Below are 21092 nucleotides of genomic sequence, written 5' to 3' on the forward strand. Positions count from 1 at the left end.
TGCCGTTGCCGACAGCCGGAGACACTCGACCTACAAGGCCGCGTCGATCTTTTTGGCTGCGTCTTCGCTCACCCACGCGTGCCAGACTTCAGGATGTTCCTTCAAGAAGATCTTGGCCAGTTTTGGCGATTCGATCCGCTCTTTGGCCATACGCCCCAGGTTCTGATTCAGCAGGTCGATCGGCAGGTTGACCTTTTCCAGCACGGCCACCAGTTCCGGGGCTTGCTCGTGGAAAGTCTTGGACAGGCCGACCTTGATGGTCACTTCCTTGTTCACGCCTGGTTTCTCTTCGAGTTTGACCAGGTCGACCTGGCCCATCAGCGGGGTTGGCGACCAGTAGTAGAACAGGATCGGCTCGCCACGTTTGTAGCTCGACAGCACCGCGGCATCCAGTGCCGGGCCGGTGCCTGGGCGGAAGTTGGTGTAGGTGCTTTCCAGACCATAGCTTTTGAGCATTTCGCTGTTGTCCAGCTCACAGGTCCAGCCGGCCGGGCAGTTATAGAAACGCCCCTTGGATGGCTCTTCCTGATCCTTGAACACGGCAGCGTATTTACCCAGATCGGCGATTGCCTTCAGGTCCGGGGCTTTAGGCTCCAGCTTACGCTTGGCGTCGCCTTCTATCACGTAACGCGGTACGTACCAACCTTCGACAGCACCCACGACAGGCGCGCCGACACCGACAACTTTGCCGGCCTTCTCGGCCTTGTTCCAGACTTCGCTACGACCAACCCACTCTTCGGCGAAGATTTGAATATCGTTGCTGCTCAGGGCGTTTTCCATGGTGATGGAGTTGCCCGGCAGGCTGTCGGTCTTGCAGTCGTAGCCTTTCTCCAACACGACTTGCAGCACGTCGGTCAGCAGCATGGCGCTTTCCCAGTTCAGGCCGGCGAACTTCACCGGTTTGCCTGATTCGCACCAGCCAGCCGCCTGAGTGGCGCCGGCGCTGGCCAGCAGGCCCATGGAAAGCAATGTGGTCAGCAGGGTCTTGTTCGATTTCATTGTTTGACGCTCCTAATCATGAGTTGGCTTACGGCAGTCAAGAGGCATCCAGCCCTGTCCACATCCAATCAGGCCTGCGCCGCAGCGCGACCGGCCCCGCTTGTTATAGGTGCTGCATCGTTGTCCTGCTCGACCGGCAGGATCAGGTGATCGGGTACTGCGCTGTGCCATTTTTTCGCGCACACGTAATACAGGCCTGCAGGAAGCACCAGACCGATGATCCAGGAAATATCCACACCACCCAGAGCGTCCACCAGCGGACCGGTGTAGAACTTGGTAGAGATGAACGGCAGTTGCACCAGCACACCGAAGACATAGACGCTGATACCGAGAGGGTTCCAACGGCCGTAGCGACCGTTCGGATCGGCCAGCGCCGGCACGTCATAGCGCTCGCGAGTGATGCAGTAGTAGTCCACCAGGTTGATCGCGCTCCATGGCGTGAAGAAAGCCAGCAAAAACAGAATGAAGGACTTGAACGCACCGAGGAACGAGTGCTGACCGAGCAATGCGATCAGGGTCGCAGTGCCAACGATGACCAACACGAAGACCAGACGCTGCAAGCGCGTTACCCGCAGGTCACCACGGAAACCGCTGATGACGGTCGCAATGCACATGAAACTGCCGTAGGAGTTCAGCGTGGAGATGGTGACCTTGCCGAACGCGATGCTGAAGTACAGCAGCGCAGCGGTGGCACCGCTGCCGCTCAAACCAACGATGTACGCCACTTCATGACCGGCGAATTGCCCGTTGGCCATGGCGGCGGCAAACACGCCGAGGATCATCGCCACCTGTGCACCGATAACCGAACCGGCGCCGGCGGCGAAGAAGGTTTTCACCGAGGAAGTCTTGCTCGGCAGGTAACGTGAATAGTCAGCCACGTAGGGGCCGAAGGCGATCTGCCAGGACGCCGCGAGCGATACCGCGAGCAGGAAGCTGCTCCAGCTGAAGTGGCGTATTTGCAGGAGTGCGCCAACGTCAGTCTGGCTCATCAGGCGACTGAACAGGTAAACGAAGGCAATCACGCCAATGACGCTGGCGACACGGCCGATGAAATGGATCACCCGATAACCGAGCACCGTGACCAGCACGATGACACTGGCGAAGATGAGGATACCGACGCTGTCGCTGACGCCAAACAGCTGGCCCAGCGCCTGGCCGGAAAGCACGGTGCCCGTTGCGGTGAAACCCAGGTACATCAGGCACACCAGCACGATCGGGATGGCGGCGCCATACACACCGAACTGTACCCGGCTGGAGATCATCTGCGGCAGGCCAAGCTTGGGCCCTTGCGCCGCATGCAGCGCCATTACGCCACCGCCGAGCAGTTGACCGATCAACAGCCCAATCAACGACCAAAACACATCACCGCCCAGCACCACGGCCAGGGCCCCGGTGACAATCGCGGTGATTTGCAGGTTGGCACCCATCCACAGGGTGAACTGGCTCAACAGACGACCGTGTCTCTCCGCTTCCGGGATGTAGTCGATCGAACGTTTCTCGATCAACGGTTTGTTGCCTGCACGATCGTCATTAACAGCCATTGTTCAACCTCTGTGGATTGTTATGGGAAGCCATTGTGGAACTGCTTTTTTGTTAAGCAATCGGCGTTACTTGCCGGTAATCATCGGCAGGTTCAGGCCCTGCTCCTTGGCGCAATCGATTGCGATCTGGTAACCCGCATCGGCGTGACGCATGACACCGGTAGCCGGGTCGTTGTGCAGCACGCGAGCGATACGCTCGGCCGCTTCGTCAGTACCGTCGCAGACAATCACCATGCCCGAGTGCTGGGAGAAGCCCATGCCGACGCCGCCGCCGTGGTGCAGGGAAACCCAGGTCGCGCCGCTCGCGGTGTTGAGCAGAGCGTTGAGCAGTGGCCAGTCGGACACGGCGTCGGAACCGTCCTGCATCGATTCGGTTTCGCGGTTAGGGCTGGCAACAGAGCCGGAATCCAGGTGGTCGCGACCGATCACGATTGGCGCGGACAATTCACCGCTACGGACCATTTCGTTGAACGCCAGACCGAGCTTGGCGCGCAGGCCCAGGCCAACCCAGCAGATACGGGCCGGCAGACCCTGGAAGCTGATGCGCTCGCGGGCCATGTCCAGCCAGTTGTGCAGGTGGGCGTCGTCCGGGATCAGTTCTTTTACTTTGGCGTCGGTTTTGTAGATGTCTTCAGCGTTACCCGACAGCGCGGCCCAACGGAACGGGCCGATGCCACGGCAGAACAGCGGACGGATGTAAGCCGGTACGAAGCCTGGGAAGTCGAACGCGTTTTCCACGCCTTCTTCTTGCGCCATCTGACGGATGTTGTTGCCGTAGTCGAAGGTCGGAATACCCATCTTCTGGAATTCGAGCATCGCTTTAACGTGCACGGCCATCGATTGCTTGGCGGCTTTGACCACGGCAGCAGGCTCGGTCTTGGCGCGAGCGCGGTACTCTTCCCAGGTCCAGCCGGCCGGCAGGTAACCGTTGAGCGGGTCGTGGGCGCTGGTCTGGTCGGTGACCATGTCTGGGCGCACGCCGCGTTTGACCAGTTCTGGAAGGATTTCAGCGGCGTTGCCGAGCAGGGCGATGGAAATCGCTTTGCCTTCCTTGGTGTATTTGGCGATGCGGGCCAGAGCGTCGTCGAGGTCGGTGGCTTGCTCATCGACATAGCGGCTGTTCAGGCGGAAATCGATGCTGACCTGCTGGCATTCGATGTTCAGCGAGCAAGCGCCGGCCAGGGTCGCGGCCAAAGGCTGAGCGCCGCCCATGCCGCCGAGGCCTGCGGTCAGGACCCAACGACCTTTCAGGTCATCGTTATAGTGTTGGCGACCGGCTTCGACGAAGGTTTCGTAGGTGCCCTGGACGATGCCCTGGCTACCGATGTAGATCCAGCTGCCGGCGGTCATCTGGCCGTACATGGCCAGGCCTTTGGCGTCCAGTTCGTTGAAGTGTTCCCAGCTCGCCCAGTGCGGCACCAGGTTGGAGTTGGCGATCAGCACACGCGGGGCGTTGCTGTGGGTCTTGAACACGCCGACCGGCTTGCCGGATTGCACCAGCAGGGTCTCGTCGTCGTTCAGGCTGGTCAGGCTTTCGACGATCTTGTCGTAGCATTCCCAGTTACGTGCCGCACGACCGATACCGCCGTAAACCACCAGTTCTTTAGGGTTCTCGGCGACTTCCGGGTCGAGGTTGTTCATCAGCATGCGCAGCGGCGCTTCGGTCAGCCAGCTCTTGGCGGTCAGCTTGTTACCGCGGGCAGCGCGGATTTCGACATTGCGGTATTTAGTAGGTTTCTGGGTATTGTCAGTCACGAAAAAGACTCCTCAGCGATCAATTCAAACCAGCCCTGGCAATGGGCAAGCCAGCCTGTGCGCGTCAAAGCGCCACAAGCGAATCAGTGGACGCTGCGAGGAGTCTCGAATCGACTCATACGCATACGTCTTTACTTGTACATACAAGCATATGCAATCAAGCGGCCAACTTGCTGGATGAGTGCTCAAGAAAAGTTTTGAAAGGGCTGGAAAGCCTGTAGATCAAGGGCTTTAACGGAGATGAAATTTTTCGGGGGGATTTTGTGCGCGGATGATGGTTGTTACTTGAACGTGGTTTTGCGCCACGCTGGGGCGTTCGGTAACAAAGTGGTGCGCAATGGGAAACGGGTTTTGAGCCCAGAAAAGCATCGCGGGCAAGCCCGCTCCCACAAGTACGATGATGTCCCTGTGGGAGCGGGCTTGCCCGCGATAGAGGCGACTCGGTGCTGGATCAGCGCGCGATCAGCTCGATCACACAGCACTGCCCCTTGAGAGAGATATCCAGCAGGCCAACGTTACCGTCCAGTTGCAGACAATCATGGCGCCCTAGCTGAGAGGCGTTGTTACCCACCGTCACTTCAAGCTGTTCTGCCACGCTGAACACCAACACGGTGCCGGCCGAGCTGAAAAACCGCTGCCCGCCCTCCAGCCACTGCAACCGCGCACTGTAACGGTCCGGCGCATAAATCAGGTTGAAGTCGCGAATCGGCCCGCCGAGCAATGTGCAGGACACATGACTCTCGCCACTGAAAGCAAACGGGTCCAGCGGTAACAACGGCCGCGTGTCCTGGCCGTCGACGCGCAAGCTCATGCCCTCGCCTTGCAGCACGGTGATCACCCGCTCATAGCCGGCAAAGGTGGAAAACCCGCCCGACTCACCGATGTCGGCAATCGACAGCCGCCAACCGAAACCCTCAAGGCCAGCCCCTCCATCACGGGTGATTTCTTCGGTGCTGCCACCGCCGTTTTTCCACGGCATGCGCGGGTAATCTGTTGCGCGTAAAACTTTCAACTGGCTCATTCAGGGCTCTTTATTTATGGAACCGTCCTTCCAGACGATGACGGGAACCGGGGTGGATCAAACGGGCGGCGGTCACGGGCTGACGGCCGGACCAGGTGCGGCGACGAATCAGCAGGCAAGGCTCGCCCTTTTCAATCTGCAGCAACTTGCATTCGGACGGCTCGGCGAGAATCGCTTCGACCACATGCTCGCCTTCGGTCAACGGCGCGACCTGATTCAGATAGGCGTAAGGCGTTTGCAGGGTGAAGTCTTGCTTGAGGTAGTCCGGCGCCACCAGCGCGTTGACGAAACGGTCTTCGATTTGCACTGGAATATCGTTCTCGAAATGCACGATCAACGAGTGAAAAACCCTCTGGCCTTCGCGCATGTCCAGGGCCAGGGCCCGCTCGGAACCGGCGGCTTCTTCTTCAAGGGTGATCACCTTGCAGGTGTGACGATGGCCACGGGAGGCGATCTCGTCGGCGATGTTGTGCACTTCAAACAAAGCAGACTGACTTTTCGGCTCGGCGACGAACGTTCCGACACCCTGCATGCGCACCAGCAAGCCGTCGGCGGTCATCTCGCGCAGGGCGCGGTTGATGGTCATGCGGCTGAAACCCAGCTGGCTGACCAACTCGCTTTCCGACGGAACGCGGTAGTGCGGCGGCCAGTTTCCACTGTCGATTTGCTGGGTGATCATCTGTTTCACGCGGGCGTACAAGGGCGCCGGACTGTCGCCCAGATTGGCGCTCAGATTGGCATTCGGCGGCAATGTGGCAGAGGGAGTCGGCACGGTTAATCCTTGATCATCTGTTAGAGGTTGCTAGCTTGCCGGAGTTTACCGAGCAGGCAAACGTCTGTATATGTATATACAAATAACACACGATGGGGTGCTGAACCATGTCCGCCTTCTTTGCCGAACGCGCGCTGCTGCCTAGTGGATGGGCCAACAATGTACGTCTTGAGGTCAGCGCCGATGGCATGCTGACCCATATCCAGGCCGATTCCCACGCAGATGACGCCGAACGGTTGAGCGGCCCGCTGCTGCCGGGGATGCCGAATTTACACTCACACGCCTTCCAGCGGGCCATGGCCGGACTGGCGGAAGTGGCGGGTAATCCGAACGACAGTTTCTGGACCTGGCGCGATCTGATGTATCGGCTCGTCGGAAAAATCAGCCCGGACCAACTCGGCGTCATCGCCCGTCAGCTGTACATCGAAATGCTCAAGGCCGGCTACACCTCGGTCGCGGAATTTCATTACGTGCACCACGACACCAACGGCCAACCGTATGCAGATTCAGCGGAACTGGCATTGCGCATCAGCCAGGCGGCCAGCAGCGCCGGTATCGGCCTGACCCTGCTGCCGGTGCTCTATAGCCACTCCGGTTTCGGCGGCCAGACCCCGAACGACGGCCAACGCCGTTTTATCAACAGCACCGAAAACTACCTGAAACTTCAGTCGCGCTTGCAGCCGATCCTGGCACAGCAACCGGCCCAATCACTCGGCCTGTGTTTCCACTCGTTGCGTGCGGTAACACCGCAGCAGATCAGTGAAGTGCTGGCGGCCAGCGACAAGCAGTGCCCGGTACACATTCACATTGCCGAACAGCAGAAGGAAGTCGATGACTGCCTGAGCTGGAGTGGTCGCCGTCCGCTGCAATGGCTGTACGAAAACACTGAAGTCGATCAGCGTTGGTGCCTGGTGCACGCGACCCACGCCAACCCGGAAGAAGTTACGCTCATGGCCAAGAGCCGCGCTATCGCTGGCCTGTGCCTGACCACCGAAGCCAACCTCGGCGACGGGATTTTCCCGGCGGTGGATTTCATGGCACAGGGCGGGCGCATGGGCATCGGTTCCGACAGCCATGTGTCGTTAAGCGTGGTGGAAGAATTACGCTGGCTGGAATACGGCCAGCGTCTGCGCGATCAGCGGCGTAATCGTTTGTATGGCGCGGATCAGCCGATGGTCGGCCGCACATTGTACGACGCCGCGCTGGATGGCGGCGCCCAGGCGCTGGGGCAACCGATTGGCGCCCTGGAGGTCGGCAAGCGTGCGGATTGGTTGGTGCTCGATGGCAACGATCCGTATCTGGCGACGGCCAGTGGCGACGGGATTCTCAATCGTTGGTTGTTTGCCGGTGGTGATCGCCAGGTGCGGGATGTGCTGGTCAACGGCCAGTGGGTCGTGCGTGATGGGCGGCATGCCGGGGAAGAAGAGAGTAATCGGGCGTTTACCCAGGTTTTGCGCGATCTCTTGGGCTGACACAAAAAAATGTGGGAGCGAGCCTGCTCGCGATAGGGCCGTCCAATTCAACAGAAGTGTTGACTGACATTCCGCTATCGCGAGCAGGCTCGCTCCCACCTTTTTTGATCTTCGGCGACCGCTAGTTCGAAGTCTTGGCCATCTTGCTATCCGATGCGCGCCAGATCAGCCGCGTCGTGTCATAGCCCTGCTGACGCGCCTTGCTCAGCAGTTCTTCGCGCACGACACCATTGACCGTCGGGGTGCGTGACAGCAGCCAGAGGTGACGGCGGCTCGGGTCGCCGACAATCGCGGTCTTGTAATCATCGCTGACGTACAACACCCAGTACTCTCCCTTCGCCAAACCGGGTATCAGTCGCGAGAACCAGGTATCGAACTCGACCCACAGCTTGTCGGCCTTGCCAGGTACCTGTGGATAAGCCGTGCCTTTGGCCTCTTCCCATTGCCAGTCCGACGTCAGGCAGCGGTTCAGCACCGCCATGTCACCTTCAGGCTTGAGGCTGTAATGGGCTTCGGATTGCGCGCAGTTGCGCTGGAAATACACCGGCAGACGCGCCAGTTCGTACCAGGTTCCCTGGTAGCGCTTGAGGTTGACCGAGTTGACGGTCTTGGGTGCCAACGGATCTACGCCAGAAGTGGCGCAGCCGGCCAATACCAGGCCGGCAAAAAGAACGATCAGTAACCGCTTCATTATTTTTTTCTCCCGCGGGCGAATAGCCCCGGTTTACTTCAGGCCTTGGCCAGAAAACATCAGCACTTTGTCACCGGCGTACTGCACGCTGATAAAGCTGTTTTTGTCACCCCAAGTGCAACTGGACATGCCGAGCGCGCCCGAGCAATCGGTCGGTTTGCCCAGCAAGGTTTCAACCTCGGCCTTGGGCATGCCGGTCGACAGCTTCGAGTAATTTTCCTGATTGATCTTGCCGCACGCTGCCAACAACACGCAGAACGAGAGCAAGGCGATAGATCGCAGCGACATGGTGTAACTCCTGGGGGCGAAGGGAATGGCATGGCTGCCAAGCTGAAGCTTAGAAGAGAAAACCCCTGTCTGGTTCCCTGAGCATTCGGCTATTTATTCGCCCGTCCGTCAGCCTTTTGACGATAAATCAGCGACTTTTTCGCGCCGCTGAGTATTTCGTCGGTTTTCGCAGCAGCCGCCTAATCTTTGGCGCTGGCCAGTCGACATAGAAGCAGCGCAAAGCCTTCCACTGTGGCAAATTGACACCCCTTGTTGACCAGCCCCTTCGCGGTAGCTCATTTAATGACCAGAAACATGAAATTCAGCCACAAAATCCTGTTGGCAGCCGCTCTCGTGGTGGCCGTTGCATTCGCCTGTTTCATCCTGTTCAACGACTACCGCCAGCGGCAGACCCTGCGCAGCAGTACCGAGTCCTCAATGCAGGAACTCGGCAGCCTGACCACCAGCAACATCCAGACCTGGCTGGAAAGCCGCATTCAATTGCTGCAATCACTGTCCCAGCAGATCGCCGTGGACGGCAGCGCCCAGGCTAACCTCAAACGCGCCATCGACCTGCCGGCCTACACCAGCAACTTCCAGCTGAGCTACTTCGGCGGCATCGATGGCGTGATGTTCTCGGTCCCGGCCGGCAATCGCGCGGCAGACTACGACCCGCGCGCCCGTGGCTGGTACAAGGCGGCCAACAACGCGCAACAGACCATCGTCACCGAACCCTACATTGCGGCATCGTCGGGCAAACTGGTGATCACCGTTGCCACGCCAGTGAAGCACCAGAATCAAATGATTGGCGTTGCCGGTGCAGACATTGATCTGTCCAGCGTCAGCGCAATCATCAACTTGCTGAATTTCGGCGGTCATGGCCATGCATTTATCGTCAGCGCCGACGGCAAGATCCTGATCCACCCGGACAGCAAACTGGTGCTCAAGAACCTGGCCGACGCCTATCCCAACGGCGCGCCGAAAATCAGCCCGGGCCTGAAAGAAGTCGAACTGGACGGCAAAACACAGTTCATCTCCTTCACTCACGTTAACGGTGTGCCGTCCGCAGACTGGTACGTGGCGCTGGTGCTGGATAAAGACACCGCGTTCTCGATGCTCAGCGAATTTCGCACCTCGGCGATCATCGCCATGATCATTGCCGTGGTGATCATCATCGCGCTGCTGAGCATGTTGATCCGCGTGCTGATGCAACCGCTGCTGACCATGGGCCGCGCCATGCATGACATCGCCGAGGGTGAAGGTGACCTGACCAAGCGTCTGACCATTCATGGCCAGGACGAATTCGGTGCATTGGGCACCTCGTTCAACCGTTTCGTGGAACGTATTCATACCTCGATCCGTGAAGTGTCTTCGGCTACCGGCCAGGTCAACGAAGTCGCCTTGCGCGTAGTAGCTGCATCGAACTCATCGATGTTCAACTCCGATCAACAGGCCTCTCGCACCAGCAGCGTGGCTGCAGCAATCAACGAATTGGGCGCCGCCGCCCAGGAAATCGCCCAGAACGCCGCCCTCGCCTCGCAACATTCGAGCGACGCCCGTGCCTTGGCCGAAGACGGTCAGCAAGTGGTGGATAAAACCATCGCAGCCATGCAGCAGCTGTCGGCGAAGATCAGCGACTCCTGCGGCAACATCGAAACCCTGAACAGCAACACGGTAAACATCGGTCAGATTCTGGAAGTGATCACCAGCATCTCGCAGCAAACCAACCTGCTGGCGCTCAACGCAGCCATCGAAGCGGCCCGTGCCGGTGAAGCCGGCCGTGGTTTTGCCGTGGTCGCGGATGAGGTGCGCAACCTCGCCCACCGCACTCAGGATTCGGCGCAGCAAGTGCAGAAGATGATCGAAGAACTGCAAGTCGGCGCTCGGGAAGCGGTCAGCACCATGACCGACAGCCAGCGCCAGAGCGAAAGCAGCGTGGGCATCGCCAACCAGGCCGGCGAACGCCTGGGCAGCGTGACGCAGCGTATCGGTGAGATCGACGGGATGAACCAGTCCGTGGCGACCGCGACCGAGGAGCAAACCGCGGTGGTGGAGTCGATCAACGTCGACATCACCGAGATCAACACGCTGAACCAGGAAGGTGTGGAGAACTTGCAGTCGACCTTGCGTGCGTGTGCTGATCTTGAGCAGCAGGCGGCGCGGTTGAAGCAGTTGGTGGGTAGTTTCCGGATCTAGTGTTTTCAAGGGCCCCTTCGCAGGCAAGCCTCGCTCCTGCATTGGCGCATGGAGCGAGGCTTGCCCGCGAAGACGGCATTACTGCAACGTAAATCTAAAACCGAGACCCGACTCTACTGGAAACGTTGGTCGGTGCAGCCTGACGCAGGACTGAATTAAGACTAAACTCAGTCCTATTCAATCTGACGAGGCTCATTCCATGAAGCTTTCATCTCAAATCAAGCCGATCAGTTACCTGAAAAGCCACACTGCGGAAATCGTTAAAACGATCACCGAGAGCCGTGAACCCTTGGTGATCACCCAAAATGGTGAAGCGAAGCTTGTGGTCATGGATGTGAAAAGCTTTGAAGAGCAAGAAGACACAATGGCTCTTTTGAAGCTCTTGGCAATGGGCAATCGGGAGATTGAAGAGGGCAAATTTCGGGATGCCGAAGACGTCTTCGCAGAATTGGACAAGGCCGACCATCAATGAGTTTAAAGGTCGTCATTCTTCAGTCCGCCGAAACAGACCTCAAAGAAATTCGTACCTATCTCACCAAACAATTTTCTACACAGACATGGCAAAACACTTACGCCAATCTGAAGGCAGCCATCCGTCATTTGGGAAGCCAGCCCTATGCCGGGTCAGTCCCGGAAGAGATCGAGAAGCTCAATCTCAGCCAATATCGACAAATTGTCTTAGGAATGAACCGGATCATTTATGAAGTGCGGGAGCAAACGGTCTACGTCCACATCATTGCCGATACACGGAAAAACCTGCCGACATTGCTCATGAAGCGACTGTTACAAGGGAATCCGTGAGTTCACAGCCCATCAGAACCGCGATCCCGGCCCATTCAAAAACTCCAGCTCCTCAGCCGTAGATTCGCGCCCCAACACCGCATTGCGATGGGGAAACCGTCCAAATCGCGCAATGATCTTCTGATGCCGCTCGGCATAATCCAGGTTGTCGGCAAACACCGCCCGATCCGCCACCGGTTGCTGTTCAACCAGATCAAGAAACCGCGAAACCGCTTCGTTCTGCACGGCCAGATTTTCGCAGTGCTCGAACACCAGGTAGATAAACACCCGCTGGATCGGCCGCAGTTGCCGATCGAAATCCGCAGCAATGCCTTGCGCTACCAGTGCCTGAGCCCTGAGATCGCCGGAAAAGGATTTGGGAGTGTCGCGAAAGATCATTCGCGGGAGTTGATCGAGCAACAGCACCAGGGCCAGCCAACCTTCGGGGCGTTGCGCCCAGTCAGTCAATCCGCCGGCCAGTGCCTGCTCGACCCAGCCCCCGAAACGCGTCTGCGCTTCGAGGTCCTGGCTGTCGCGTTTGCCAAACCATAACTTGCCCTTGTCAGCCGCTATATCGTGGGGGGATTCGAGGGTTCCGAACCACCATTCGAGCAACGGCTGCCAGGGCGCGGTCATGTTTATTCCTTGTGGTAAGCCGTGACGCGGGCGACTTCTTCTTTAGAGCCGAGGAACACCGCAACACGCTGGTGCAGGCCTTCCGGCTGGATGTCGAGGATGCGCTGGTGGCCGTCAGTGGATGCGCCACCCGCTTGTTCCACCAGGAACGACATCGGGTTGGCTTCGTACATCAGGCGCAGCTTGCCCGGCTTCGACGGCTCGCGGCTGTCGCGTGGGTACATGAACAGACCGCCACGGGTCAGGATACGGTGCACGTCGGCGACCATCGCGGCGACCCAGCGCATGTTGTAGTTCTTCTTCAGCGGGCCTTCATCGCCAGCCAGCAATTCGTCGACGTAACGTTGTACCGGCGCTTCCCAGTGACGCTTGTTGGACGCGTTGATCGCGAATTCCTGCGTGGATTCAGGGATCGTGATGTCTTCATGGGTCAGCACAAAGCTGCCCATTTCACGGTCGAGGGTGAAGCCTTTGACGCCATTGCCCAAGGTCAGCACCAGCATGGTCTGTGGGCCGTAAATCGCATAACCGGCGGCAACCTGCTGAGTGCCTGGCTGCAGGAAGGCCTTTTCGTTCAAAGGCTCGTTCTGGGTCAGGTATTCGTTCGGGCAACGCAGTACGGAGAAGATCGTACCGACCGGCGCGTTGATGTCGATGTTCGACGAACCGTCCAGTGGGTCGAATACCAGCAGGTACGCGCCTTTCGGGTATTTGCCCGGGATCTGATAGGCATTGTCCATTTCTTCGGATGCCATGCCGGCCAGGTGACCGCCCCATTCGTTGGCTTCGAGCAGGATGTCGTTGGACATCACATCAAGCTTCTTCTGCACTTCACCCTGGACGTTTTCAGTGCCCATGCTGCCCAGAACGCCACCCAGGGCGCCTTTGGAGACGGCGTGGCTGATTTCCTTGCAAGCACGCGCCACCACTTCGATCAGGAAACGCAGATCGGCAGGAGTGTTGTTGCTGCGGGTCTGCTCAATCAAATAGCGACTCAAGGTAACGCGGGACATGGAAGGCTCCGGTGGAATGGGGGGCTAAAAACCCGCGCAGTTTAACGCGAGTCGGGGCGCATTTCCTCCTATCAGACGTGATACACCCAATAGAGTTCATGTGCGGGGTTGAGCGTAGTTCGAAATGATGCCGTGATTGGCGGCAGTTTGAATATTTTTGGTAGCCGGAAGGACGCCTTCGCGGGCAAGCCTCGCTCCTTCAGGTAATCCACCAATCCTGTGGGAGCGAGGCTTGCCCGCGATCTGGCGCGAAGCGCCAGCCTAGGATTTGACGGGTGGTTTGCGCAGCAAGCTGAACGCCATGGCGCCCAAAAACAGCACACTGAGCAACAGCACCGCCCACAACCCGAATTTCTTCCAGTTCGTGTCCGCCCCCGTTGGCACGGTCGCCGCCGGAGTCACCACGACCCCACCCTCCACCGTCGCCTTGCCCAACGCCGCCAGCTTCGCAGCGCTGTAATCCGGTATCAGCGTCGACAACGGCAAGCTCGCCGCCTTCACCGTCGCACTCCCCAGCGCCAGCGTAAAAGGCCCGGCCCCGCGCGCCAGGAACACCAGTTGCGTGGAGCGCACGGCAAATCGGATGGTCGGTGCTTCGGCGCCCAGGCCACCGCCGCGCTCATCCACCGTCAGCTTCAATTGCTGCACGGTCTGGCCTGGCAGCTGCAATTCGTTCTGCACCACGTCCTGGCCATTCTGGGTCAATCGATAGAGCAAACCGCTGGTCAGCGTTTGCCACGGCAGGCTGGTTTCCCGGCGACCCGACAATGTCACCGGTGCCAGGCTGTTGGGTTGATTCAGCTCGATCTGCAAGCGCTGGACGTTCAACCCCATCGGCAATTGCCAGGTGTACTCACCGGCCTTCACGCTGGTGCCAGCCAACGGTTGCGACCAGACCAACGGCAGCGGCAAGGTGCGAGGATTGGTGCTTTCCAGTTGCGCCGAAGTCAGCACGGGTGCCGACTGCGGTGAACTCCACAGCAAGCGCAAGTAGCGCGCCGATTGCCCCGGCAAGCCGACTTCATGTTGCTCGACCCGTTCGTCGGCAAACGTCAGACGCGCCACCTGCCCTTCACCCCACGACTGCCAATGCTGCAAATCGTCGCTGGCTTCAATGCTGAAACGCTGGAAACCATCGCGATCACTGGTCCAATCAAGGATCAATTGCTGTAACGGCGCCTTGATTCGACTGGCATCGAGCAACCAGCCGCGCAGCTCTTCTTCACCTGCCTCCAACTGGCTGGACGGCTGCACTTCGATCAACGTGCCGTTGGTGTTCGATTGCACGCGCACACTCGGCGCGCGTTCGGTGGCATCCGCCGAGTTGTACAACGGGAACCACTTTACGTCGTTCAGCGTGCGGTTTTCGCGGGTCTGCGCGGGTTCCCGGGCCAGGGCATACGCCTGAGGCTCACCGGCGGCGTTGAACACGCGTAGATCGCTGAGATCGGTTTGCCGCGCTTTCAGTTGCACGCCCAAGGGTAATTCCAGGCGATACCACGGCCCCTCGCCACTCACCGATAACGGCACCTGCGCGGCAAAGTCCGCCGGTTTTTCCTGCGCGCCGGCCGACAGTGTCACACCCAACACCACAGCCCCCCACCAGCCCAGGTTCAGCTTCTGACTCAAGACGACACTCCTTCGGTTTCAGGGGCCGGTTTTTCAACATCCGGCACAGCTTCGGCACGCTTGGGCGGCAGCGGAGCGAAATAGCCCACCACCAACAGCAACACGCCAACGCCGATAAACGACACGATCCGCGCCAGCCCGCCGCGGTTACTCAATTCAACGAAGAACAGCTTGGCGACCACCAACGCGATCAGCGCCGCGCCGATCAGCCAGACTTCGCGGCGATGACGCAGATGCCCACCGATCATCAGACTCAGGGCCATCAAGGTCCAGACGATGGACAGCCCGGCCTGCACCAGCATCGATTCGAGCAGCAGATCCAGCGCGAACGGCACGCCGCCCCAGTGATGGGCCGCGCGCATCACCAGCGCGGTGAAGAAGACGAACAACGAAACACCGGCAATCACTTGCGTGGCGTTATCGGCGTAATCCTTGCGAATCGCCAGTTGCGTCACGGCGCTGCGAGACCAGACGTAAACGCCGAACAACGCAAACAACAGGCCCAACTCCAACGGGTTAATCAGCGGCACATACGGCAACGGCTCGGCGGTGCCGTCGCTGGCGATGTTCGCCAACCAGAACCAGCCGAGCATCAAAAACGCCAACGGCGCAGCGGCATAGAGCCGGTACTCGCGGGAATACTCCGACACCGGCCATGGCCACGCACGCGGTGCTGCCATCAGCACCAGATACAGGCTCGGCAGAATCGCCCAGCCCAGCCAGCGCCAGGCGTTGTACTGCTCCGACAACAGCAGCAAGCCGTAACGCAACTCCAGGGCCAGCACGCCGATCAACAGCCAGCAACCGAGCACATGGGCGGTGCTCAGGGCTCTTGCGGGCAGCGTCGGCGCCAGACGCCGCAGGGAGATGAAATGCACGACGAACACTGCAGCCCAAACCAGCCAGCCGAAGTTGGCGGCCGGGTGATAACGCGAATGCCAGGCCGCGAGCAACACCAGACCGGCGGCCGGAATCAGCAAGGTGCAGAGCAAGCCCAGCGACGACCACTTCAGGCGCAGCGCCAATACCGTCCACAGCGCGACACTCACGGCGGCGACGGCCAGCAACAAAGTGGCTTGCAGATTTAAAGGTGCAAAGCGCAGCACTTCGCTGACCCACGCCAGCGCCCACCAACCCGCGCCCCACACCAGCAACACTTCGGACAAGCGCTGCAGGCTCAACCCATCGAAGGCCGAAGCATGGTTGCCGAGCTGCAAACGCCAGGCCCCGACGAATGCGGCCAGCCCCAGCACTAGCGGCGTCCAGAAACCGCTATGTGCCAACGGTCGCAACCCTTCGCTGAGCAGCGGGCCGAGCAGGTCCGGCCCGGCGAACAGGAACGCAGCGCCACCGATCACCTGCAACAGCAGACCAAAGACAAAACTCACACGCTGCTTCAGGTACAGGCTCAGCCAGATGATGAACAAACCACTGGCGGCCCACACCGCGCTCGCGGTTTGCCACGGCAACACGAACAATACGGCGAGGTTGATCAGCACCAGACCGGCCAGCAACACCACTGACAAGCTGCGCAGCAAACGCACATCGCTGCGCACCATTTCGTCGCGGGCCGCCAGCAACATCCCGGCAATCAACGCCAGCCCGATCAGGGACGCGCTGAGCAAACCGCTCCAACCGGCGCTGAACACCGCAGTCGACTCACCACCCGCCCCTTGCAGCCGCAACAGGAACAATGCACCGCCGAGCAGTTGCACGGCGAACGCGGTGAACAGGAACGTTCGCGATTGCAGGCGCAGGCCGACAAACAGCGTCGCCAACCCGGCCAGCGCCCAACTGATCGCCGTGCCATGAGTGAAGAAAAACAGCGGCGCCAGCAGATAAAGGAACGTCAGCCCCAGACAGGCCAGCACCGGCAGCCCTTGGCGCTCCCACTTTGAGGCCTGTTCGGGCAACGCTTTGCGCAATTGGTAAAAGCTGAACAGCAACGCCACGCCGAGCATCAATGCCCCCAGCGGGGCGCCATCAAGCAGGCTGCTCTCGCCGCTGCGCAGCTCGCTGAGAAAGGCCAGTGCCGAGCCCAGTTGCAGCAGCAAGGCAAAGGCTCGCGCCAGCGGTCGTTGTTGACGCAGGCCGAGCCAGAAAATCCCCGCGCCTTCCACGGCCCAGGCGGCCGCGGTCCAACGCGCGTCGAGCCCCAAGGGGATCGCCAGGCTGGCGAAGATCACCCCCAGTGCCAGACAAGTTTCCGCCAACAACAATGCTCGACCGCCCATCAGCAACCGGGCCAGCCCCATGTAAATCATGCCCAGCGCCAAGGCGCTGAAAGCGGCGGCAAATTCCAGATGCTCCACCAGCGCGAACTGCAAACCGAAACCCACCAGCGGTGGCGCGAACAATAGGGTGCCGTCGACGTAATCGCCCTTGCGCGCCGACCAGTGCAACAGTGCCTCGCGGCTGTCGTCCTCGGGGGCGTCGCTCATTTCCAGCAGTTTGCGCCGGGCGAACAACAGGCCGATGGCCAGGTACATCAGGAAAAACAGAATCAGGAACGGCTCGGTACTCCACAACAATTCCGGCGTATAGGAACGCAGACCCCAGGCCAACCCGATGCCAAAGGTGCCGACAAAACCGATCAGGTTGAGCAACCGCCAGGCCTTGAACCACGCGATGGCAAGGATGCCGGCGTTGAGCAGAGCAAAGTAGCTGAACAGCGCGACATGGTTGCCGGCGCCGGTGGAGGTCAGGATCGGCGCGGCGAAACCGCCCAGGGCGGCAGCGGCGGCCAGGCCCAAGGCGTTCTGGGTAATGGCGAGAATCGCCGAGAACACCGTCACCACCACCAGCAGCCCCAGTGCCGCCGTCGGGTCGAGCAACGGGTGCAAACGCATCGCGGCAAACACTGTCAGGTACAACACCGCAATCCCGGTGCCTTGCAGCATCAGTGCGTAATTGCTGTTGCGCAGGCGCAACCACCAGCCCAGCGCGAGCAAGCCCAAGGCGGCCGCCGCGACACCGGCGTAACGCAATTCGACCGGCACCACCATGCCTTCAGTGGCGTAGCGCAACAGGAAGGCCAAACCGAGGAACAACAGCACCACGCCGACCCGCAGCACGGTATTGCCGCCAAAGAGCCAGTTGCGTGCGCCGCTGATGGCGCGTTCGATGAAGTTCGGGCCGCGCGGCGCCGCCGGTTGCTGTGGTTCGCGGGCGACTGGCTCGGGTTTCCAGGCATCAGCGGGCGGCGGACGACTGGCTTCGGCCGCGGCCGCCGTGATGGGTTCGAGTTCGGGCGGTAGCTCCCAGATCAGCTCCGGGGCTGCGACAGGGGCTTGCTCAAGAATGATTTCAGGGGATGGAACCGGTTCGCTGGCCGCAGGTTCACTGGCTTCAGGTGTTTTGACGCCCGAGACTTCCAGCAACGCCAGTCGTTGCTCGACCGCATTCAGCGCAACCTGCGCCTGATCGAGCAAGCGCTGCTGCTCGGCGGTTTGAGTATTCAAGCGGCTGATGCGCAGGGCCTGGCCAATACCCAGCCCGAGCAAAGCGCCTAACAGCGCGCCGCTGAATGACTCGTCGAGTAGCCAGCCCAACAGCAACCCAATCAGCATGAACATCCATTGCATGGTCGATATCCCTAAGCGGCCCATTGCCTTGTGGCGTTTGCACTGACGTCATCGCGGGCAAGCCTCGCTCCCACAGGTTTTGCACAGATCGCAAGAACGATATATGACCTGTAGGAGCGAGGCTTGCCCGCGATTGACCGCGCAGCGGTCACCGAAACATCCGGAGAACCTGGCGCTTAGTATATCGGTCCGGCCCAACAACCGTCGGGCCTGACTCGCAATTATTGCTAAAAGTTACTCCAATGCTTTCCAAATATCCGTGGCGTACTCGCGAATGGTCCGGTCGGACGAGAACCAGCCCATCCGCGCGCTGCTCAATACCGCCGAGCGCCACCACTCTTTGGAGTCGTGCCAGTGAGCCTCGACCCGCATCTGAGCGTTCCAGTAAGAGTCGAAATCGGCGCAGACCAGGAAGCGGTCGTAGTCCACCAGCGAATCAATCAGCGTGGTGTAACGGGACGGATCGTCCGGTGAGAACACCCCACCGCGAATCGCTTGCAGCACATCGTTGAGTCGATGGGAGGCGGCAATGTCCGGTGCCGCGTTGAACTCATGGTTGAACTTGCGCGCCTCCACTTGCTCGGCGCTAAGGCCAAAGATGAACATGTGTTCGACACCAATGCGCTCGCTCATCTCCACGTTGGCCCCGTCCAGGGTACCGATGGTCAGCGCGCCGTTGAGGCCGAATTTCATGTTGCTGGTGCCTGAGGCTTCGAAGCCGGCGGTGGAGATCTGTTCCGACAAGTCCGCCGCCGGAATGATGCTTTCGGCCAGGCTGACGTTGTAGTTGGGCAAGAACACCACTTTGAGCAAACCACGTACGGTCGGGTCGTTGTTGACCACCCGGGCGATGTCGTTGGTCAGTTTGATGATCAACTTGGCCTGGTGATAACTGGCCGCCGCTTTGCCAGCGAAGATTTTCACCCGCGGCACCCAGTCGATTTCCGGTTCGGCACGAATCGCCTGATACAGCGCGACAGTGTGCAGCAGGTTGAGCAACTGACGTTTGTATTCGTGGATCCGTTTAACCTGCACGTCGAACATCGCCGCCGGATTGATCGCGACCCCCAGCCGTTCATGAATCAGGTACGCCAGGGCTTTCTTGCTGTGCAGCCGCTGTTCGGCGAACTGTTTACGGAACGCAGGTTTCTCGGCGAACGGCTCCAGCCCTATCAAGCGCTCTTCAGGGTTATCCAGCAGATCCGGGCCAAGGGCGTCGACCATCATCGAGGTCAGCTCGGGGTTGGCCTGATAGAGCCAGCGGCGGAAGGTAATGCCGTTGGTCTTGTTGTTGATCCGCTCCGGATAGAGTTTATGCAACTCGGAAAACACCGTGCTGCGCATCAGCTGCGTGTGCAGGCCGGACACGCCATTAACGCTGTGAGAACCAAGGAATGCCAGGTTGCCCATGCGCACGCGACGACCGTTGTCTTCCTCGATCAGCGACACTGCACGCAACACGTCGAAATCGTGAACGCCCTTGGCCCGCAATGAGTCGATGTGCTGGGCGTTGATCAAATAAATGATCTGCATGTGCCGTGGCAGCATCCGCTCCATCAAACCGACCGGCCAGGTTTCCAGCGCTTCCGGCAACAGCGTGTGGTTGGTGTACGACAGCGTGTCGACCGTAACTTGCCATGCCGCATCCCACGCCACGTCATAGACGTCGACCAACTGACGCATCAACTCGGCCACGGCGATCGAGGGGTGAGTGTCGTTGAGTTGAATGGCCGCGTGATCGCCCAAGGTCAGCACCGAAGTGTGCATGTTGCGATGGCGGCGCAGCAAATCCTGCAGGGACGCGGCAACAAAGAAGTATTCCTGACGCAGGCGCAGTTCCTGGCCGGCATCGGTGCTGTCCGCCGGGTAGAGCACGCGGGAGATACTTTCGGCCCGGGCCACTTCGGCTACCGCGCCCAAATGGTCGCCAGCGTTGAAGCGCTCCAGGTGCAACTCTTCCATGGCCCGGGCACGCCACAGTCGCAGCGTGTTGACACTCGCGCCGCGCCAACCGACCACCGGGGTGTCATAGGCAATGGCCCGCACGGTTTCCGCCGGGGACCAGACTTGCCTGGATTTGCCGTTCTCATCGGTCACGGTTTCGACACTGCCGCCGAAGCCGATCGGGTAAGCAACCTCCGGCCGTTCAAACTCCCATGGGTTACCGAAATCCAGCCAGTGTTCGGTCTGCTCCTGCTGCCAGCCATCGACGATGGCCTGGCGGAACAAACCGTGTTCGTAACGAATGCCGTAACCATGGCCGGCGATGCCCAGGGTCGACATGCTTTCCATGAAGCACGCCGCCAGACGCCCGAGACCTCCGTTGCCCAGTGCCGCATCGGGCTCCAGCAGACGGATGCGTTCCATGTCGACGCCGAGTTCAGTCATGGCCTCGCGGGCCACATCGAGCAGACCAAGGTTGCTCAAGCTGTCGTAGAGCAAGCGGCCGATAAGGAATTCAAGGGAGAGGTAATAAACCCGTTTCTGGCCTTTGCGGTAGATCTGCCGGGTGTGGTCCATCCAGTGCTCGACCATGTGATCACGTGCCGCCAGGGCAATGGCTTCGAACCAGTCGTGGTCGAAGGCGTGATCCGGGTCTTTACCCACCGCGTAAGTGAGCTTGGTCAAGACGGCGTCGCGGAATGCGGCCACCTCTGCTTCGCGAACAAGTGGTTCTTGAGTCATCGATAGGACCTCGAGCGAGCGTGAAGTTGTCTGAGCCTAGTCGGTCTGACA

General features: G+C 59.8%; 16 protein-coding genes and 1 pseudogene. 5 read left to right on the top strand and 12 right to left on the bottom strand.

Going from position 1 to position 21092, the window contains the following annotated elements:
* Nucleotides 1–30: 30 nt before the first annotated feature.
* The 5 genes from PSH88_RS28535 to hutC all read right to left on the bottom strand — a co-directional run bounded on the left by PSH88_RS28535 (nucleotide 31) and on the right by hutC (nucleotide 5995).
* Nucleotides 31–999, bottom strand: a complete 969-nt coding sequence (locus PSH88_RS28535; RefSeq protein ID WP_123361141.1) for an ABC transporter substrate-binding protein — start codon at nucleotides 997–999, stop codon at nucleotides 31–33.
* 68 nt (nucleotides 1000–1067) lie between these two features.
* Nucleotides 1068–2540: a purine-cytosine permease family protein gene (locus PSH88_RS28540; protein WP_305424096.1), complete on the bottom strand. Its 1473-nt coding sequence runs from the start codon at nucleotides 2538–2540 to the stop codon at nucleotides 1068–1070.
* Between the two features lie 66 nt (nucleotides 2541–2606).
* Complete coding sequence (gene hutU, locus PSH88_RS28545; protein WP_305424097.1) at nucleotides 2607–4295, bottom strand: urocanate hydratase; 1689 nt, start codon at nucleotides 4293–4295, stop codon at nucleotides 2607–2609.
* 451 nt (nucleotides 4296–4746) lie between these two features.
* On the bottom strand, nucleotides 4747–5316 hold the full coding sequence (locus PSH88_RS28550) for a HutD/Ves family protein (RefSeq protein ID WP_305424098.1): 570 nt from the start codon (nucleotides 5314–5316) through the stop codon (nucleotides 4747–4749).
* A gap of 10 nt (nucleotides 5317–5326) precedes the next feature.
* Complete coding sequence (hutC, locus tag PSH88_RS28555; RefSeq protein ID WP_201061667.1) at nucleotides 5327–5995, bottom strand: histidine utilization transcriptional repressor HutC; 669 nt, start codon at nucleotides 5993–5995, stop codon at nucleotides 5327–5329.
* A 200-nt stretch (nucleotides 5996–6195) separates the two neighbouring features.
* On the opposite strand from hutC, the gene PSH88_RS28560 reads away from it, so the two are divergent.
* Nucleotides 6196–7560 carry a formimidoylglutamate deiminase gene (locus PSH88_RS28560; protein ID WP_305424099.1) on the top strand — a complete coding sequence of 455 codons (1365 nt, stop codon included), beginning with the start codon at nucleotides 6196–6198 and terminating at the stop codon, nucleotides 7558–7560.
* A 121-nt stretch (nucleotides 7561–7681) separates the two neighbouring features.
* Here PSH88_RS28560 and PSH88_RS28565 read toward each other — a convergent pair whose 3' ends face one another.
* Together PSH88_RS28565 and PSH88_RS28570 are read right to left on the bottom strand one after the other, a co-directional pair.
* On the bottom strand, nucleotides 7682–8251 hold the full coding sequence (locus PSH88_RS28565) for a lipocalin family protein (RefSeq protein ID WP_305424101.1): 570 nt from the start codon (nucleotides 8249–8251) through the stop codon (nucleotides 7682–7684).
* Between the two features lie 33 nt (nucleotides 8252–8284).
* Complete coding sequence (locus tag PSH88_RS28570; protein WP_007907841.1) at nucleotides 8285–8539, bottom strand: hypothetical protein; 255 nt, start codon at nucleotides 8537–8539, stop codon at nucleotides 8285–8287.
* Between the two features lie 417 nt (nucleotides 8540–8956).
* Between PSH88_RS28570 and PSH88_RS30650 the strand changes: the two are divergent.
* The 4 genes and pseudogenes from PSH88_RS30650 to PSH88_RS28585 form a co-directional block, all read left to right on the top strand.
* A pseudogene (locus tag PSH88_RS30650) lies at nucleotides 8957–9808 on the top strand (cache domain-containing protein); the annotation flags it as partial.
* A 141-nt stretch (nucleotides 9809–9949) separates the two neighbouring features.
* Nucleotides 9950–10714 (top strand): methyl-accepting chemotaxis protein, encoded by a 765-nt coding sequence (locus tag PSH88_RS30655; protein WP_370694726.1) that lies wholly within the window; start codon nucleotides 9950–9952, stop codon nucleotides 10712–10714.
* 199 nt (nucleotides 10715–10913) lie between these two features.
* Nucleotides 10914–11186, top strand: a complete 273-nt coding sequence (locus PSH88_RS28580) for a type II toxin-antitoxin system Phd/YefM family antitoxin (protein WP_305424106.1) — start codon at nucleotides 10914–10916, stop codon at nucleotides 11184–11186.
* Nucleotides 11183–11515, top strand: coding sequence for a type II toxin-antitoxin system RelE/ParE family toxin (locus PSH88_RS28585; protein WP_305424107.1), 333 nt, complete (start codon nucleotides 11183–11185; stop codon nucleotides 11513–11515). Before PSH88_RS28580 ends, PSH88_RS28585 begins: the two co-directional genes overlap by 4 nt.
* 12 nt (nucleotides 11516–11527) lie before the next feature.
* Here PSH88_RS28585 and PSH88_RS28590 read toward each other — a convergent pair whose 3' ends face one another.
* The 5 genes from PSH88_RS28590 to PSH88_RS28610 form a co-directional block, all read right to left on the bottom strand.
* A complete protein-coding gene (locus PSH88_RS28590; protein ID WP_305424108.1) occupies nucleotides 11528–12130 on the bottom strand; it encodes a DUF924 family protein in 603 nt (200 codons plus the stop codon).
* Between the two features lie 2 nt (nucleotides 12131–12132).
* Nucleotides 12133–13143 (bottom strand): class 1 fructose-bisphosphatase, encoded by a 1011-nt coding sequence (locus tag PSH88_RS28595; RefSeq protein ID WP_007933966.1) that lies wholly within the window; start codon nucleotides 13141–13143, stop codon nucleotides 12133–12135.
* Nucleotides 13144–13404: 261 nt separating this feature from the next.
* Complete coding sequence (locus PSH88_RS28600; RefSeq protein ID WP_305424109.1) at nucleotides 13405–14772, bottom strand: DUF3999 domain-containing protein; 1368 nt, start codon at nucleotides 14770–14772, stop codon at nucleotides 13405–13407.
* Complete coding sequence (locus PSH88_RS28605) at nucleotides 14769–18356, bottom strand: DUF2339 domain-containing protein (protein WP_305483430.1); 3588 nt, start codon at nucleotides 18354–18356, stop codon at nucleotides 14769–14771. Before PSH88_RS28605 ends, PSH88_RS28600 begins: the two co-directional genes overlap by 4 nt.
* A gap of 234 nt (nucleotides 18357–18590) precedes the next feature.
* The gene (locus PSH88_RS28610; protein ID WP_305424110.1) at nucleotides 18591–21041 is read right to left on the bottom strand and encodes a glycogen/starch/alpha-glucan phosphorylase; all 2451 of its coding nucleotides are present in this window, start codon (nucleotides 21039–21041) and stop codon (nucleotides 18591–18593) included.
* Nucleotides 21042–21092: the final 51 nt, after the last annotated feature.

The sequence above is a fragment of the Pseudomonas wuhanensis genome (assembly GCF_030687395.1).
Taxonomy (GTDB): Bacteria; Pseudomonadota; Gammaproteobacteria; order Pseudomonadales; family Pseudomonadaceae; genus Aquipseudomonas; species Aquipseudomonas wuhanensis.

Bases quoted from the DNA above. Each gene is read 5' to 3' on its own strand.
- PSH88_RS28590 (WP_305424108.1), bottom strand. From the start codon at position 12,130: ATGACCGCGCCCTGGCAGCCGTTGCTCGAATGGTGGTTCGGAACCCTC.
- PSH88_RS28605 (WP_305483430.1), bottom strand. From the start codon at position 18,356: ATGCAATGGATGTTCATGCTGATTGGGTTGCTGTTGGGCTGGCTACTC.
- PSH88_RS28570 (WP_007907841.1), bottom strand. From the start codon at position 8,539: ATGTCGCTGCGATCTATCGCCTTGCTCTCGTTCTGCGTGTTGTTGGCA.
- PSH88_RS28560 (WP_305424099.1), top strand. From the start codon at position 6,196: ATGTCCGCCTTCTTTGCCGAACGCGCGCTGCTGCCTAGTGGATGGGCC.
- PSH88_RS30655 (WP_370694726.1), top strand. From the start codon at position 9,950: ATGTTCAACTCCGATCAACAGGCCTCTCGCACCAGCAGCGTGGCTGCA.
- PSH88_RS28610 (WP_305424110.1), bottom strand. From the start codon at position 21,041: ATGACTCAAGAACCACTTGTTCGCGAAGCAGAGGTGGCCGCATTCCGC.
- PSH88_RS28580 (WP_305424106.1), top strand. From the start codon at position 10,914: ATGAAGCTTTCATCTCAAATCAAGCCGATCAGTTACCTGAAAAGCCAC.
- PSH88_RS28550 (WP_305424098.1), bottom strand. From the start codon at position 5,316: ATGAGCCAGTTGAAAGTTTTACGCGCAACAGATTACCCGCGCATGCCG.
- hutC (WP_201061667.1), bottom strand. From the start codon at position 5,995: ATGATCACCCAGCAAATCGACAGTGGAAACTGGCCGCCGCACTACCGC.
- PSH88_RS28595 (WP_007933966.1), bottom strand. From the start codon at position 13,143: ATGTCCCGCGTTACCTTGAGTCGCTATTTGATTGAGCAGACCCGCAGC.
- PSH88_RS28540 (WP_305424096.1), bottom strand. From the start codon at position 2,540: ATGGCTGTTAATGACGATCGTGCAGGCAACAAACCGTTGATCGAGAAA.
- PSH88_RS28535 (WP_123361141.1), bottom strand. From the start codon at position 999: ATGAAATCGAACAAGACCCTGCTGACCACATTGCTTTCCATGGGCCTG.
- PSH88_RS28565 (WP_305424101.1), bottom strand. From the start codon at position 8,251: ATGAAGCGGTTACTGATCGTTCTTTTTGCCGGCCTGGTATTGGCCGGC.
- PSH88_RS28585 (WP_305424107.1), top strand. From the start codon at position 11,183: ATGAGTTTAAAGGTCGTCATTCTTCAGTCCGCCGAAACAGACCTCAAA.